This window comes from Agrobacterium sp. M50-1, from assembly GCF_049843495.1.
In the GTDB taxonomy this organism is placed as follows: Bacteria; Pseudomonadota; Alphaproteobacteria; order Rhizobiales; family Rhizobiaceae; genus Agrobacterium; species Agrobacterium radiobacter.
Genome location: NZ_JBBHZH010000003.1, coordinates 397,532 through 410,976 on the forward strand (window position 1 = coordinate 397,532; position 13,445 = coordinate 410,976).

16 protein-coding genes are annotated in these 13,445 nt (G+C 58.9%); 5 read left to right on the top strand and 11 right to left on the bottom strand.

The window, feature by feature from the left end; genetic code table 11:
• Window positions 1–4: 4 nt before the first annotated feature.
• The 3 genes from WDZ78_RS09490 to WDZ78_RS09500 all read right to left on the bottom strand — a co-directional run bounded on the left by WDZ78_RS09490 (window position 5) and on the right by WDZ78_RS09500 (window position 2,062).
• The gene (locus tag WDZ78_RS09490) at window positions 5–718 is read right to left on the bottom strand and encodes a response regulator (protein ID WP_020011341.1); all 714 of its coding nucleotides are present in this window, start codon (window positions 716–718) and stop codon (window positions 5–7) included.
• A 2-nt stretch (window positions 719–720) separates the two neighbouring features.
• Window positions 721–1,248, bottom strand: coding sequence for a MarR family winged helix-turn-helix transcriptional regulator (locus WDZ78_RS09495; protein ID WP_425672876.1), 528 nt, complete (start codon window positions 1,246–1,248; stop codon window positions 721–723).
• Window positions 1,249–1,462: 214 nt separating this feature from the next.
• The gene (locus WDZ78_RS09500; RefSeq protein WP_425672877.1) at window positions 1,463–2,062 is read right to left on the bottom strand and encodes a DUF1236 domain-containing protein; all 600 of its coding nucleotides are present in this window, start codon (window positions 2,060–2,062) and stop codon (window positions 1,463–1,465) included.
• Window positions 2,063–2,294: 232 nt separating this feature from the next.
• Here WDZ78_RS09500 and WDZ78_RS09505 point away from each other — a divergent pair, with 232 nt between their 5' ends.
• The gene (locus tag WDZ78_RS09505; RefSeq protein ID WP_113076553.1) at window positions 2,295–2,939 is read left to right on the top strand and encodes an MBL fold metallo-hydrolase; all 645 of its coding nucleotides are present in this window, start codon (window positions 2,295–2,297) and stop codon (window positions 2,937–2,939) included.
• Between the two features lie 88 nt (window positions 2,940–3,027).
• Here WDZ78_RS09505 and WDZ78_RS09510 read toward each other — a convergent pair whose 3' ends face one another.
• The 4 genes from WDZ78_RS09510 to WDZ78_RS09525 all read right to left on the bottom strand — a co-directional run bounded on the left by WDZ78_RS09510 (window position 3,028) and on the right by WDZ78_RS09525 (window position 6,129).
• Window positions 3,028–3,243, bottom strand: a complete 216-nt coding sequence (locus WDZ78_RS09510; RefSeq protein ID WP_003494703.1) for a cold-shock protein — start codon at window positions 3,241–3,243, stop codon at window positions 3,028–3,030.
• Window positions 3,244–3,688: 445 nt separating this feature from the next.
• Entirely contained in the window at window positions 3,689–4,591 is a 903-nt protein-coding gene (locus WDZ78_RS09515; protein WP_425672878.1) for a DMT family transporter, read from the bottom strand.
• 153 nt (window positions 4,592–4,744) lie between these two features.
• Window positions 4,745–5,056, bottom strand: coding sequence for a hypothetical protein (locus WDZ78_RS09520; protein WP_080868451.1), 312 nt, complete (start codon window positions 5,054–5,056; stop codon window positions 4,745–4,747).
• A 146-nt stretch (window positions 5,057–5,202) separates the two neighbouring features.
• Window positions 5,203–6,129 (bottom strand): EAL domain-containing protein, encoded by a 927-nt coding sequence (locus WDZ78_RS09525; protein WP_425672879.1) that lies wholly within the window; start codon window positions 6,127–6,129, stop codon window positions 5,203–5,205.
• A gap of 210 nt (window positions 6,130–6,339) precedes the next feature.
• Between WDZ78_RS09525 and WDZ78_RS09530 the strand changes: the two genes are divergently transcribed.
• Window positions 6,340–7,542: a pyridoxal phosphate-dependent aminotransferase gene (locus tag WDZ78_RS09530; protein WP_003513431.1), complete on the top strand. Its 1,203-nt coding sequence runs from the start codon at window positions 6,340–6,342 to the stop codon at window positions 7,540–7,542.
• Window positions 7,543–7,769: 227 nt separating this feature from the next.
• Here the strand turns inward: WDZ78_RS09530 and WDZ78_RS09535 are convergent, their stop codons facing one another.
• Complete coding sequence (locus tag WDZ78_RS09535; protein ID WP_020011334.1) at window positions 7,770–8,876, bottom strand: calcium:proton antiporter; 1,107 nt, start codon at window positions 8,874–8,876, stop codon at window positions 7,770–7,772.
• A 194-nt stretch (window positions 8,877–9,070) separates the two neighbouring features.
• Between WDZ78_RS09535 and WDZ78_RS09540 the strand changes: the two genes are divergently transcribed.
• Window positions 9,071–9,337, top strand: a complete 267-nt coding sequence (locus tag WDZ78_RS09540) for a DUF2188 domain-containing protein (RefSeq protein WP_004430396.1) — start codon at window positions 9,071–9,073, stop codon at window positions 9,335–9,337.
• 35 nt (window positions 9,338–9,372) lie between these two features.
• Here the strand turns inward: WDZ78_RS09540 and WDZ78_RS09545 are convergent, their stop codons facing one another.
• The gene (locus tag WDZ78_RS09545; protein ID WP_020011333.1) at window positions 9,373–10,317 is read right to left on the bottom strand and encodes a LysR family transcriptional regulator; all 945 of its coding nucleotides are present in this window, start codon (window positions 10,315–10,317) and stop codon (window positions 9,373–9,375) included.
• Between the two features lie 89 nt (window positions 10,318–10,406).
• Here WDZ78_RS09545 and WDZ78_RS09550 point away from each other — a divergent pair, with 89 nt between their 5' ends.
• Together WDZ78_RS09550 and WDZ78_RS09555 are read left to right on the top strand one after the other, a co-directional pair.
• Window positions 10,407–11,444, top strand: a complete 1,038-nt coding sequence (locus WDZ78_RS09550; RefSeq protein ID WP_425672880.1) for an NAD-dependent epimerase/dehydratase family protein — start codon at window positions 10,407–10,409, stop codon at window positions 11,442–11,444.
• Window positions 11,444–11,833, top strand: coding sequence for a DUF6220 domain-containing protein (locus WDZ78_RS09555; RefSeq protein WP_020011331.1), 390 nt, complete (start codon window positions 11,444–11,446; stop codon window positions 11,831–11,833). Before WDZ78_RS09550 ends, WDZ78_RS09555 begins: the two co-directional genes overlap by 1 nt.
• Before the next feature lie 54 nt (window positions 11,834–11,887).
• Here the strand turns inward: WDZ78_RS09555 and WDZ78_RS09560 are convergent, their stop codons facing one another.
• Complete coding sequence (locus WDZ78_RS09560; RefSeq protein ID WP_425672881.1) at window positions 11,888–13,000, bottom strand: alkene reductase; 1,113 nt, start codon at window positions 12,998–13,000, stop codon at window positions 11,888–11,890.
• A gap of 123 nt (window positions 13,001–13,123) precedes the next feature.
• Window positions 13,124–13,414, bottom strand: coding sequence for an ArsR/SmtB family transcription factor (locus WDZ78_RS09565; RefSeq protein ID WP_026363860.1), 291 nt, complete (start codon window positions 13,412–13,414; stop codon window positions 13,124–13,126).
• Window positions 13,415–13,445: the final 31 nt, after the last annotated feature.

Here is a 13,445-nt window from a genome sequence, read left to right on the forward strand (position 1 = left end):
CTCGTCAGTCCACGCTCAGGCGGTAACCGATGCCGCGCACCGTTTGCAGATAGACAGGATTGGCAGGGTCGTCCTCGATCTTGCGGCGAAGACGGTTGATCTGCACGTCGATGGTTCTTTCGCCCACTTCCGATTCCGCTTCCACCAGTTCGTGGCGTGGAATGGTGTCGCCGGCGCGCAGTGCAAAAAGCAGCATGATCTCCTGTTCGCGATCCGTCAGGCGGATCGTTTCGGGACCGCGCCGCAATTCCTTCTTCGGAATGGAGAAACTGTAGGGACCAAACATGATCTGTTCGATCTTGGGCGTGTCAGGCGAGGTGTTGCGCCGCAGGATATTGTTGATGCGCAGGACAAGTTCGCGCGGATCGAAGGGCTTGGCGAGATAGTCGTCCGCGCCCGCTTCCAGCCCGGCAATGCGCGAATCCGCCTCCGAACGGGCGGTCAGAAGAATAACCGGTACGGATTTATCCTCGTTCAGCGAGCGGGTCAGCGAAAGCCCGTTTTCGCCCGGCATCATCACATCGAGGATGAGCAGATCGAAGCGGATGCCTATCATTTTACGCCGTGCTTCGGCCGCATCGGCTGCCACGGAGATGCGGTAACCCTTGTCGCCAAGGAAGCGCTGCAGGAGATCGCGAATGCGGGCGTCGTCGTCGACGATCAGGAGATGGGCCGCATCGTCATCCGCTGGCGGTCGTTTTGTCGGAGCTTGCGCCATCGTCACTCGCCTTCCACGGTTGTCGGGCTGCGCATCTGCGCCAGAAACTTGCGCACACAGGCGCGGGCGTCAGGTTCGAGCCCTTCCAGCGCCCGGTCGATGCGGCGCGATTGCGGCTCGCTCAGCGCCAGCGCCAGTTCGCGGCCCGTCAGCGTCGGATAAAGCCTGCGCTGGCGACGGTCTTCAGGGCCTGCCATCTGGCGGATGTAACCGTCGTCGATCAGTTGCTTGAGCACGCGGGCAAGGCTCTGCTTGGTGATCTGTAACGTGTCGAGCAAATCCGCCACCGTCATGCCCGGCTGCCGGCTGACGAAATAGACCACCCGATGATGCGCCCGGCCATATTCCAGCTTCGACAGAATGACATCGGGATCGGAGACGAAATCGCGATAGGCGAAAAACAGCGCCTCGATCGTGTCGAAGTCGATCTTGCCGTCGTCCACCTTCGGAAGTGCCGGTGTCTGTCTGGCGGCTGCGGTTTTGAGCGATTGCGGTGGCACTGCGGTTCCTTCATATTCTGCGGCTGACATACGTCGATGCGCCAATATTCTGTAAACATAGCCGAAAATGCGTCCGCTCGGGAGAATGCCGCGATCATTTTCTGTTGCGGTGGATAATATGCTGCGGGTGCGGGTGCAACTGGAATCCTGAGTGACCTTTACCGGAAATAGAAAAGAGCGCGGAAAGCCCGCGCTCTTCATTGGTTTCATGTCGCCCGATGGACGATTTGTTCGGCAGAAGCCTCTACTGGTAAACGTAGACGATCCGCCGTGTTGAAGGTTCGACGAGAACCGGCACATCGTTCACCCGGACATAACGATACTGATAGTCGGGGATTTCGACGAGACGTGTATCTGACGGCAATACACTCCCGATGGCTATGTCGCCGTCATAGGTAACGGTGTCGGCGGGATGTTCGTCAATATAGGTTATCACCGATTGCGGCGGGTCCACCTCGCCAACCCGGCCGAGGTTTGGATCGCCGGGATTGGGTTCGGCCTGCACGCTCGAGGTCTTTTCATAGGTGACCACCGGAACGCTGAGGTCCGAGCGGCGCTGTTCGAGAATGACCGGAGAACCCTCATACATGACATTCAGATAATCCGCATGAACCCAACCGCGCAGACCGTTGACTTCGATGCGGCACCAGCTGCTGCCTTCCATGCAGCCATCCAGAACCGCATTGCTGCCGCGGGTGGCCAGCCCCAACTCGGGATAGTCTTCACCGGGGCCCGAGCGAACGGAAATATCCGATGCTGTCGTGGCGACCATGGCGGCGTTCGCGTAACCAGCCATCAGGGCGAAGGCGCCGCCAGCCATGAGCATTTTAAGCGTCTTGTCCATGTGTCTCACTCCTTTTCAAGACTGGAGCTAGAACGTCGCAACCATCAGGGCGTTCCACTTTTTTCGCCGGCAGTTCCCGAAATATGCGGAGGATTTCTTGTTATCTTGCTGTATTTCATGGTTATTTTTAGAGTGGGCGATCACTGAAAGCGGGTGTCATTTCCGCCGCCATTGTGCCGAAGGCGGTCGCGGGCTATAGGAGGCGCAACCTTTCAGACAGGAGATGCAGGATATGGGAAAGTTGCAGGCGGGTATTATTCCGGTCACGCCATTCGAGCAGAACTGCACCATCCTGTTCGATCAGGACACCAAGGAGGGCGTCATCGTTGATCCCGGCGGGGATGTGGACGTCATTCTTCAGGTCGTGGCTGAAAACGGCATCGCGCTGAAGGAAATCTGGCTGACGCACGGGCATCTAGACCATGCCGGCGGCGCCGACGAACTGCGCGAAAAGCTCTCTTTGCCGGTGATCGGGCCGCATGAGGATGACCGGCCGCTGCTGGAGAGGATCGAGGTGCAGGCCGAAAAATACGGTATCAGCGGTTTGAAGAATGTCGTGCCCGACAAATGGCTGAAGGATGGCGACAAGGTATCCTTCGGAGACCATGTCTTCGAGGTCTATCATTGCCCGGGCCACGCACCCGGCCATGTCATCTACTACAACCGCGACCAGCAGTTCGCCCATGTCGGCGACGTCTTGTTTTCTGGATCGGTTGGGCGCACGGACCTGCCTGGCGGAAACCACGAACAATTAATGGCGTCCATTCGCGACAAGCTGCTGCCGCTCGGCGATGAAGTCGGCTTCATCTGCGGCCATGGCCCCGGCGGGCGGCTGGGTGAGGAGCGGCGCAACAATCCCTATCTCAAGGGTATCTGAAGTCCCGGTGATTTACACCGATGGAACGGCACAAAAAAACCCGGCATTCCTGCCGGGCTTCAACTAGAAAAGAAAGCCGTTTTTAGGGTCAGCCAGCAATCTGCAGATTGACTGCCTTCGGGCCCTTGCCGCGACGATCCGGTTCCGTGTCGAAGCTCACTTTCTGATTTTCTGAAAGTCCGGACAGGCCGGAAGCCTGTACAGCAGAGATGTGAACAAAGATATCAGCGCCACCATTGTCTGGCTTGATGAAGCCGAAGCCTTTGTCTGTATTGAAGAATTTTACGGTGCCAGTTTCGGCCATGCATCAGGTCCTTTTCGCTCTGCCCGCGTTCAGCTACAGGCAGCATTACAGTTTTGCCCCGCGTGGGCGTTGGCAGGCAGTTTTTGACTATTGAGAAAATGGACCTTCGCAGCGGGAAGTAATGGCGTTCTCATCCAACGTTTTTCGTCCCACCGCCCGAGGTTTATAGCGTCCCCAGTGCGCAAATTTATAGGCCTTCCCATGCTCGCAAATTGCCCGAACCGCGGTAGAGTGATGCGTTTATCAAAAATTGGCAAGCAAAAGTTTTCACGGGCTTTTTGTCAGATAAAAAACCTGCGGTAGAATAACCTCGCGCAATCGCATATTTTTTCTGCATGGGTGACAATTGATGAAATAATTGCCGTTTGCCGCTGGATTTCACGGCAAAATTTGAATGCCGCACCGCGCATTTATGGCGGAATAAGAAAAATAAGTTCTTTTTGCGTCAGGCAGCGCCGGCCATGGGTTTTTGCCGTTTGCGCGTCAGTTCCGGCACCAGTTCGACGATCAGGATCGCGACGAATATGATCAGGCAGCCGATATAGCCGGCGCTCGAAATGGTTTCGTTGAGGAAAATCGAGGCCAGCAAAGCGCCGAAAAGCGCCTCCGAAGACAGGAATATCGCAGCCTGCGGGGCCGTGGTGTAACGCTGGCCGATGACTTGCAGTACGAAGGCGAGGCCGGAGGAGACGAGGCCGACATAGAGGATTTCCGCCAGCGACGCCTCGATGGAGGCCATGCTGATCGGTTCGAACACGACGCCGATCATGCAACTAAGAAGGGAGCAAACGGCGAACTGGGTGCAGGAAAGCGCCAGCGGCCTTCCGCTTTCGGAAACGAAGCGTCCGGCAAGCGTGATCTGGATCGCCCAGAAGAAGGCGCAGATGATGCTGAGAATATCACCCGTTGTCAGCGCCTCGAAGGCGCCGCCGGAGAGCAGGAATATGCCGCCCAGCATCATCAGCGCGCATGGCCAGACGATCCAGTGGGGATGCCGCCGGTAAAGCACGACGGCAATCACGGGTACGAAGATGACGTAGAGCCCGGTCAGGAAGCTGGAATTGGTGACGGTCGTGGTCAAAAGCCCGACCTGCTGGGTGGTGGCGCCGCCGAACAGGGCGAGGCCCACGAGAATGAAGCTGCCGATTTCGCGCCGGCGCGGCGGCGATTTCAGCGATCGTGTTTCCATGAGCGCGAAGGGCAGCACGGCAATGGCGGCAATGGCGAAACGCAGACCGACGAACCAGAACGGGCCGATCGAGGCCATGGCGGAGGATTGCGCGACAAAGCCGCCTCCCCAGATTGCTGCGGCGAGCAGAAGCAGCATATTGGCCTGAATACGCGTCATTGTTGGCACCAGCAGAGCAGGGGCCGGAAGATCATTCAGTCACGGCCGTGGCAGACAGGGGATTTCTGGAATGTCGATCCGGCGACGCGGACGACTGTTCCCGGGTGCTTTAGCAGCAACATGCCGAGGCCGCAAGTCGAGGGGGAAGGCCGCTTATTTGTAGCGGCGGGCCTCGTCCTTCAGGCTGCGCCGGGTGAGCGTTAGGCCGCCGATGCCAAGGCCGATAAAGGCTGCGGCTGACAGGACGATGAGCAGGATGTGAGGGCCGGCCTTCGTGGTTGCCGCTACCTGAGGGATGGCGGATGTGTGCAGGGTGTCGATCGCCTGAGCAGCCGCATTGGCCGAGGTTGCGATGCCGGCGGCCATGGTGACGATGACAAGAAAAGCCGCAACGGCCATCCAGAGGGAAAACAGCGTTCTCTGCGCCCTTAACCGTTCAACGGAAGTCCGATCGTTGGTAAACATGGCTGTCGCCTCTTGTCCCTGTTCTTAAAGGATAAAAGAGGCTTCGAAATGGACGGCTTGGAGACCGAATTCTGGCGTTCCGCGGTATTTATTGCGGCAATATTGTGGCAAAGCCTGATATGGCGTCCTTTTGGCCGGATATGGCGTCAGAGGCCGCGTTTTCCGAAGGTCCTGACCTGGCGCAGGGGATGCGGATCGATCGGGCGGTCTTCGCGTGAAAATGCCGGTGGTCCAGCGTTTCTCTCGGTCCTTGACGGGGCGAAATATTCACTGCCGAGTTCCGGGAAACGTGCGTCGAAACTGGTCGGGGCAAGTTCGGGCTTCGCCAGCACGTAACCCTGCATGAGCAGGACGCCGAGTTCCTCGCAGAGATCGACTTGCCAGCCTGTCTCCAGCCCTTCGAAGACCGGCTCAATCCCATCGTCGCGGAACTGGCGGACGATGACGCGCAGAAGGGCGGCGCCCGCCGAATTCTGCATGAAATCGCGCACCCAGCCCGCTTCGAATTTCACATAGTCCGGCTTGATGAGTTTTACCCGGTCGATGTCGGAGTCGCCGGCGCCGTAGTCATCAAGCGCCACGCGAAAGCCGATATCGTGCATGTGGTAAGCGAAGTCCGCGACCATCTGTGTGTCGGAGGCCTTTTTCTCGGAGATTTCGCAGACGATGCGATCCGCCGTCATGCCGGCCTCGTGGGCGGCAAGCCGCATGCGCTCCACTTCCTGGCGCATCTTGGCCGGGGTCTGGAACAGACCCGGATGGAAGTTGACGAAGATGCGGGCGCGGGAACGGTTGAGCCTGCCGGTGTTGAGAATATGGATCGTGCGCAGGATGCTGTCGATGTTTTCGATGTCCTCAGGCGCGACCAGCGAGAAAAATTCGCCCGGCGTTACCGGCTCGCCATTGCGATGGGGACGCACCAGACCCTCGAAGGAATCGATGTCGAGCACCCCGCTCATCGTGCGGCGAAAAATGGGCTGCAGAGCCGATTTCAGGTTAAAGGTGCGATAGGCCGTGGACCATGTGCCATCGACCTCGCGGACAAGACTGGAAAAGATGCTTTTGAGCGCCATTTTTCAACCAGCTATAGAGACACGACCTCTAGGCTCGCGAATGTAGCGTATCAAGCGTTACTTCCGGGTTAAGGAAGGTTAAATTCTCCGCCGCGGCACATAAGCCGGCTTTTGACCTTGAAAGAAGGCCTGTCTTTCGACATAGAAAATGCCGCAGATGACAAGTTTTCCAACCTCTGCTGATGTCAACCCCAATAGGACCGATTAAAAATGGCCTTCCTTGCCGACATTCTCTCCCGCGTAAAGCCATCCGCCACCATCGCTGTTACCCAGAAAGCCCGTGAGCTGAAAGCGAAGGGCCGCGATGTGATCAGCCTTGGCGCCGGCGAGCCGGATTTCGATACGCCCGAAAATATCAAGGAAGCGGCCATCGACGCCATCAAGCGTGGTGAAACGAAATACACGCCTGTTTCCGGCATTCCGGAACTGCGCAAGGCCATTGCCGACAAGTTCAAGCGTGAAAACGGCCTGGACTACAAGCCGGAGCAGACGATTGTCGGCACGGGCGGCAAGCAGATCCTCTTCAACGCCTTTATGGCCACGCTGAACCCGGGTGATGAAGTCGTCATTCCAGCGCCTTACTGGGTAAGCTACCCGGAAATGGTGGCGATCTGCGGTGGTACGCCGGTTTTTGTCGACACGACGCTCGAAGACAATTTCAAGCTGAAGCCGGAAGCGCTGGAAAAGGCGATTACCCCGAAGACCAAGTGGTTCGTCTTCAACTCGCCGTCCAACCCCTCGGGCGCGGCCTATTCGCATGACGAGCTGAAGGCGCTGACGGACGTGCTGGTCAAGCATCCGCATGTCTGGGTGCTGACTGACGACATGTATGAGCACCTGACCTATGGCGATTTCAAATTCGTCACTCCAGTGGAAGTGGAGCCTTCGCTCTACGACCGCACGCTGACGATGAACGGCGTCTCCAAGGCCTATGCCATGACCGGCTGGCGTATCGGCTATGCCGCAGGCCCGCTACCGCTGATCAAGGCCATGGACATGATCCAGGGCCAGCAGACCTCGGGCGCCAGCTCCATCGCACAGTGGGCAGCTGTCGAAGCGCTGAACGGTACGCAGGATTTCATTCCGGCCAACAAGAAGATTTTCGAAGGTCGTCGTGATCTCGTCGTCTCCATGCTCAACCAGGCCAAGGGCATCAATTGCCCGGCTCCGGAAGGCGCGTTCTACGTCTATCCGTCCTGCGCCGGCATGATCGGCAAGACCGCGCCGTCGGGCAAGGTCATCGAGTCTGATGTGGATTTCGTCTCCGAGCTTCTGGAAGCCGAAGGCGTTGCCGTCGTGCAGGGATCGGCCTTCGGCCTTGGCCCTAACTTCCGCATTTCCTACGCCACGTCGGAAGCGCTGCTGGAAGAGGCTTGCAAGCGCATCCAGCGCTTCTGCGCCGATTGCCGCTGATAAGTTGATGCAGTCTTGAAGGAAGCCCGGCAGCGATGCCGGGCTTTTTTTGTTTTCAAAGTCCCGCAAGCTCTCTCCGTCATGCTCGGGCCTGTCCCGAGCATCTGCAACGTCCAGATTTATTTGGACGTGCTTAGATCCTTGGGACAAGCCCAAGGATGACGTCGTGTGGGAGGGTAGCGTTCTCATCACCCTCAGCCCGGCAGCCTGCCGGGCTTTTCTTTCGGCTAAAGCCCGAGAAACAGCAGCATGATGAAGGTGGCGAAGAGGATGAAATGGGTCATTCCCTCGATCGCGTTGGTTTCACCGTCATTGAGATTGATGGCGGCGGCGATGAGGGTGATGAAGACCATGACGGTCTGAACCGGCGTCATGGCCATGATGAAGGGTTGGCCGGTATAAAGCGCGATGCCCTCCATCACAGGAACGGTCAGGATGACAGTCGAGAGCGATGCGCCCATGGCGATATTGACCACGGCCTGCATGCGGTTTCGCAGGGCGGAGCGGAGCGCGGTGAGGATTTCCGGCGATGCCGAGATTGTTGCCACCACGACCGCCATCAGCGCGGGCGGTGCGCTGGTGCCTTCGAGGCTTTCGCTCAGGAAGGTCGACATGAATTCCGCCAGCACGCCGATCAATACCACGCCGGCGATGATGAGGCCGATGGAAAGCGGAACGCTGCCTTCGTCTTCCTCCTCCGCATGACCGTCTGACGGCTGACCGGCCGGATGTGTCTTGCGAGGGTAGGCGTAGCTGAAGAAATAGCTGTGAGGGCCAACCTGCATTTTGAGGAAGAGCGCATAAAGCGCGATCATGGCGACGATGGTGAAGGCGGAATAGACGTGCCAGCTCTGCTCTGGAATGAACTCCGGCACGATCATCGAAATACCCATGGCCGTGAGGATCATCACGCCATAGGTCTTGCCGGAATCGTCATTATAGGGCTGTTCGCCGTGGCGCAGGCCGCCGAGCAGGGCGGCCAGGCCCAGAATGCCGTTGATGTCGATCATGACGGCGGAATAGATCGTATCGCGCACGAGGGTGGGTGAACTGGATTCGCTCATGATGATGGCAAGGATCAGCACTTCCACGGCGACCGCCGAGAGGGTGAGGATCATCGTTCCATAGGGATCGCCGACCTTGGCGGCGAGGATTTCGGCGTGGTGGGCGACCCGCATCGAGATGAGAACGATCAGTCCGATCAGCACGATTGCGGCAATGAGCGCCGCCGTTTTTCCGGCTTCGAATATGGCATGCTCGGTCATATAGGCGATGATTGCCGCCGGTATCGCGAGAAGCAGCATCCGCTCCTGTTTCAGAATAGAACCCGCCATCGATTTCCCTTCCCCGTGCCAGTCCCAAGCTGTGACGTATCGTCCATGAGATCAAGCAGGATTTGCGCTTGAGTGCTTTTGGTAGGATAGTGGTGTTGCAGGACATGCTGCTCATGCCGCGCTGTCCCATCGGGTGCAATGCTTGAAACGCGGTTGTGGTTGCCATGTCGCCTACCGAGACAGGAGGACCATGCATGACCAAAGTGGTGTATGAAATCGTCGAACATGACGGAGGCTTCGCCTACCGCATGAACGGCGCTTATTCCGAAACATTTCCTACCTATGCCGATGCGGTCGAGGCCGCGCGCATCGTTGCCGCCGAACAGCAGGTTGGGGGCGATGACGAGGAAATCAGCTATCAGGATGAGAGCGGCCACTGGCATGAGGAATATAGCCAGGGCGGCGATCGGCCGGAAGCCGAGGTGGTCGACAAGACGTCACAGCCGGCCAGACCGTTTTGATGAGCGAGTTTTGCGGTATTGATGCCGGATTGGCGCTAGCGCCGTTTCGGCGGAGCACCCGGATCGGTTTCTTTGAGATGACCCTTGAGGCCTTCGACGAGCGCGCTGAAGACGGCACGGCATCGCGGTGAAGTCTTGAGATTTTCATGCATCGCCACCCAGGTGTGGAGCGGGATGTCGATTTTCGGAAGGACTTGCACAAGCCGAGGGTCCTTGCGCGCCAGACCGATCTGACAGACGCCGATGCCCGCGCTGGCGCGGATCATGGCAAGCTGGGCGAGGTTGCTGTCGGCGCGGATTTCGAAGGAAATTTCCTCAATATCGGGTATTTCCGGATCGAGCGAGCGCATCCGCTGGATGGCCGCCCGGATGAAAGGCGTCTTGCGGTCGAAACCGACCATGCGGTGATGGTTGAGATCTTCCATGCTCTTCGGAGCGCCGGCTCTGGCCAGATAGTCGCGCGTCGCATGAAATCCCAGACGGAAATTGCCGATGTAACGCATGACGATCGCATCCTGCTGTGGTTCGGTCATGCGAATGGCGATATCGGCCTCACGCCGCAAAAGGTCTTCCAGCGTATCGGACAGTGAAAGCTCGATTTCAAGCCGGGGGTGGATTTCCTGCATGGCCGTGATGATTGGCGGCAGCATCTCCACGCCGATGATGTCAGAGGCGCTGATGCGCACGGTGCCTTCGATCTTGCCGACCTCGCCGGAGGCCGCGCGCATGAGGGCTGCGGTCGTCGCCGCCAGATTTTCCGCATAGGGGCGGAGCGCAAGTGCTGCTTCCGTCGGCATCAGCCCGTGGGGCGAGCGGATGAACAGCGGAAAACCGACGGCTTCTTCCAGAGCCCCGATATGGCGTCCCGCCGTCGGCTGTGTGATGCCGAGTTCGCGCGCGGCGGCGGAAAGCGAGCCGTCGCTCAGCACGCTGAGGAAGGTGCGGTAAAAATCCCAGCTGATGTCACGGCTTCGTGTCATAATATTTTGTATAGCTGCTCCACTCATTTCGATAATTTCGTATATCGCAGAACGGGACGATACTCCAGCCCACAACAAGGAGTACGGCGATGATATATGAAAACAACGCAGACACAGCGGCGAATGACCGGCCTCTGGCCCTGATTTTGGGGGTGAATGGCGGTATCGGCAGTCAGGTCTCCAGGATGCTGCAGCAACGCGGATGGCGGGTGAGGGCGATGACGCGCCAGCAAACAGCGTCCCGGACCACTGGTGATATCGAGTTCGTAACCGGAGACGCCATGAACCGGCAGGATGTTCTCGGCGCGGCAAAAGATGCGCGGCTGATCGTCCATGCGGTTAATCCTCCGGGATATCGCAACTGGGACAGGCAGGTATTGCCGATGCTGGACAATACCATTGCCGCTGCCGAGGCCTGCGGGGCGAGGATCGTCTTTCCGGGCAGCGTCTATAATTTCGGCCCGGATGCCTTTCCCCTCCTGACGGAAGAAAGCCCGCAAAAACCCTTTACCCGCAAGGGTGCACTGCGTGTGGAGATGGAGCGACGGCTGAAAATGGCGTCGATGCGTGGTGTGCCTGTTCTGATTGTCCGGGCGGGGGATTTCTTTGGGCCGGATGCGAGAAATAACTGGTTTTCGCAGATGCTGGTACGGCCGGGAAAGCCGGTCCGCAGCGTCCAGAATCCCGCCGCATCCCATGCGGGGCATCAATGGGCCTATCTGCCTGACGTGGCGGAGACGATCGGTCGGCTGCTTGACCGGGCCGGCGAGCTTCCTGCTTTCGCCCTCTACCACATGGAAGGTTTCTGGGATTTCGATGGGCTGCAGCTGATTGACGCGATCGAGCGGGTTGTGGGGCATCCGGTCAAGCGGCGGCGGCTATTCTGGCCGGGGATCAAATTGGCCGCGCCTTTCGTTCCCCTGTTCCGCGAAGTGCTTGAAATGCAATATCTCTGGCAGATGCCGATCCGGATGAGCAATCGCAAGCTGACGGATTTCCTTGGAACGGAACCCAAAACACCGATCGATGTCGCGGTATCGGCGACATTGGCGAGCCTCGGCTGCCTTGAGCAGAGGCAGCACCCGGCGAGCCTTCCTCATCCGGCCGATGCCGGGGGCAGGGTGTGATGGCGACGGCTGCGAATGGGGTGTCGGCTCGGCGTCGCCTGTTTGCCGTGATTTCGGCAAGCGTGCCGGTGCTGATCTTCGCGCAGGTGCTGCTGGCCGGGCTGTCGATCTATTATGATGGATCGCTGCTTTCGCTGCATAAGGGGCTCGGTGTCCTGATCGCCGTTCCGATCCTGTCGCTGGTGTTCCTCGCTCTGCGGTACGACGATCTGCGGCCTAACCTTGCCCGCACGCTGGTCCTGCTTGGTCTTTATTGTCTTCAGGTGGCGCTGATGAGCATCGGCCGGGAAACGGGCAATGGCTTTCTGCAGGCGCTGCATGTGCCCAACGCCTTCGTCATGGGCGCGTTTTCCGATTTTGCCGCGCGGCAGGCGCGCGCCCTGCACTGAAAGAAATACGCCGCACCGCTCTCGAGCAGTGCGGCGTATTTGCTTGATCCTTTATCAGGCGAGCGCCGGATAGTCGGTATAACCCTCGGCTCCGCCGCCATAGAAGGTTGGCTGGTTCGGCTCATTGAGCGGCGCATCGTTTTTCAGGCGGCGCACCAGATCCGGATTGGCGATGAAGGCCTTGCCGAAGGCCACGGCGTCCACCTTGCCGCTTTCAACGGCTTCGATGGCGCTCTCACGGTCATAGCCATTATTGGCGATCCACAGCCCCTTGCCGCCGGCATTGCGATAGGCGGCCTTGAAGGCGGTGTAATCGAAAGGCTTGTCGCCCTGCTTGAAATCGCGCGGGCCGCCGGTTGCGCCTTCAACGACATGGATGAAGGCGAGATTGCGCTTGCCGAGCTGTTCCACCACGTAATTATAGAGCGGCTGCGGATCGGCTTCGAAAATATCGTTGGCGGGGGTAACGGGGGAAAGGCGGATGCCGGTGCGGCCCGCGCCAATCTCTTCCGCCACCGCATCGACGACTTCCAGCAGGAAGCGGGCGCGGTTCTCGATCGGGCCGCCATACTCATCCGTGCGCTGGTTGGTGCTGGATTTCAGGAACTGCTCGATCAGGTAGCCATTGGCGGCATGGATTTCGACGCCGTCGAAACCGGCCTCCAGAGCCGCGCGTGCGCCGCTGCGGTAATCCTCGAGGATGAGGCCGATATCGTCGATGGTGAGCGCGCGGGGCTCTGAGGTTTCGGCAAAAGCGCCGGTGCCGTCATCATTGATGATATAGGTCTTCGACTTGGCGGGAATGGCGGAAGGAGCAACCGGCTGGCCGCCATGCGGCTGCAGCGAGGTGTGGGAAATGCGGCCGACATGCCAGATCTGCGCGACGATCTTGCCTCCGGCTGAATGCACGCCATCGGTAACCTGTTTCCAGCCCGCAATCGCTTCCCGCTTGTAGAGGCCCGGAACATCCGCATAGCCCTGACCCTGCTGGGAAATCGGCGTGCCTTCGGTGACGATCAGCCCGGCCGTGGCGCGCTGCTCGTAATAGGTGGCGTTGAGATTGTTGGGAATTGCGCCCGGCGAGCGGTTGCGGGTGAGGGGGGCCATGACGATACGGTTGGCGAGTGCGATATCGCCGGCCTGTGCCGGTTCGAAAAGACTGGTCATGCGACTTCACTTTCTGGTCGGTTGGCGAAATTGCGCGGCAGGCGCGCTATCTGGGTCGGGTGCCGGATCGAAACCTGCGTTGCGGTTCCCATCCGGCACCCCGGGGCTCAAAGCTTGGGAGGCTCAGAGATTGGCGTGCAGATAATTGCGGAAGGCGTCGATGGTTTCCTCGTTGCGCTCAAAAAACACCCATTGCCCAACCTTTTTCGACCTGATGAGGCCAGCTGCCTGCAATACCGCCAGATGCGACGAGACGGTGGATTGCGACAGGCCGCTGATCTGAAACTGGTTGGCGCACACGCCCATGCTAAGCGGATGCTCCTGGCAGAAGTGACTTTCCGGCCGCTTCAGCCATTCCAGAAATTTCAGCCTTGCTGGGTGCGAAAGGGCCTTGAGGATTTCCTCCGGGTTCATCTGGGTTTCTTTAATATCTGACATTGGCGAT

What these genes read in the sequence shown, in the direction of transcription:
- WDZ78_RS09490 (WP_020011341.1), bottom strand. Translation starts at nt 718, where the DNA reads ATGGCGCAAGCTCCGACAAAACGACCGCCAGCGGATGACGATGCGGCC.
- WDZ78_RS09495 (WP_425672876.1), bottom strand. Translation starts at nt 1,248, where the DNA reads ATGTCAGCCGCAGAATATGAAGGAACCGCAGTGCCACCGCAATCGCTC.
- WDZ78_RS09500 (WP_425672877.1), bottom strand. Translation starts at nt 2,062, where the DNA reads ATGGACAAGACGCTTAAAATGCTCATGGCTGGCGGCGCCTTCGCCCTG.
- WDZ78_RS09505 (WP_113076553.1), top strand. Translation starts at nt 2,295, where the DNA reads ATGGGAAAGTTGCAGGCGGGTATTATTCCGGTCACGCCATTCGAGCAG.
- WDZ78_RS09510 (WP_003494703.1), bottom strand. Translation starts at nt 3,243, where the DNA reads ATGGCCGAAACTGGCACCGTAAAATTCTTCAATACAGACAAAGGCTTC.
- WDZ78_RS09515 (WP_425672878.1), bottom strand. Translation starts at nt 4,591, where the DNA reads ATGACGCGTATTCAGGCCAATATGCTGCTTCTGCTCGCCGCAGCAATC.
- WDZ78_RS09520 (WP_080868451.1), bottom strand. Translation starts at nt 5,056, where the DNA reads ATGTTTACCAACGATCGGACTTCCGTTGAACGGTTAAGGGCGCAGAGA.
- WDZ78_RS09525 (WP_425672879.1), bottom strand. Translation starts at nt 6,129, where the DNA reads ATGGCGCTCAAAAGCATCTTTTCCAGTCTTGTCCGCGAGGTCGATGGC.
- WDZ78_RS09530 (WP_003513431.1), top strand. Translation starts at nt 6,340, where the DNA reads ATGGCCTTCCTTGCCGACATTCTCTCCCGCGTAAAGCCATCCGCCACC.
- WDZ78_RS09535 (WP_020011334.1), bottom strand. Translation starts at nt 8,876, where the DNA reads ATGGCGGGTTCTATTCTGAAACAGGAGCGGATGCTGCTTCTCGCGATA.
- WDZ78_RS09540 (WP_004430396.1), top strand. Translation starts at nt 9,071, where the DNA reads ATGACCAAAGTGGTGTATGAAATCGTCGAACATGACGGAGGCTTCGCC.
- WDZ78_RS09545 (WP_020011333.1), bottom strand. Translation starts at nt 10,317, where the DNA reads ATGACACGAAGCCGTGACATCAGCTGGGATTTTTACCGCACCTTCCTC.
- WDZ78_RS09550 (WP_425672880.1), top strand. Translation starts at nt 10,407, where the DNA reads ATGATATATGAAAACAACGCAGACACAGCGGCGAATGACCGGCCTCTG.
- WDZ78_RS09555 (WP_020011331.1), top strand. Translation starts at nt 11,444, where the DNA reads ATGGCGACGGCTGCGAATGGGGTGTCGGCTCGGCGTCGCCTGTTTGCC.
- WDZ78_RS09560 (WP_425672881.1), bottom strand. Translation starts at nt 13,000, where the DNA reads ATGACCAGTCTTTTCGAACCGGCACAGGCCGGCGATATCGCACTCGCC.
- WDZ78_RS09565 (WP_026363860.1), bottom strand. Translation starts at nt 13,414, where the DNA reads ATGAACCCGGAGGAAATCCTCAAGGCCCTTTCGCACCCAGCAAGGCTG.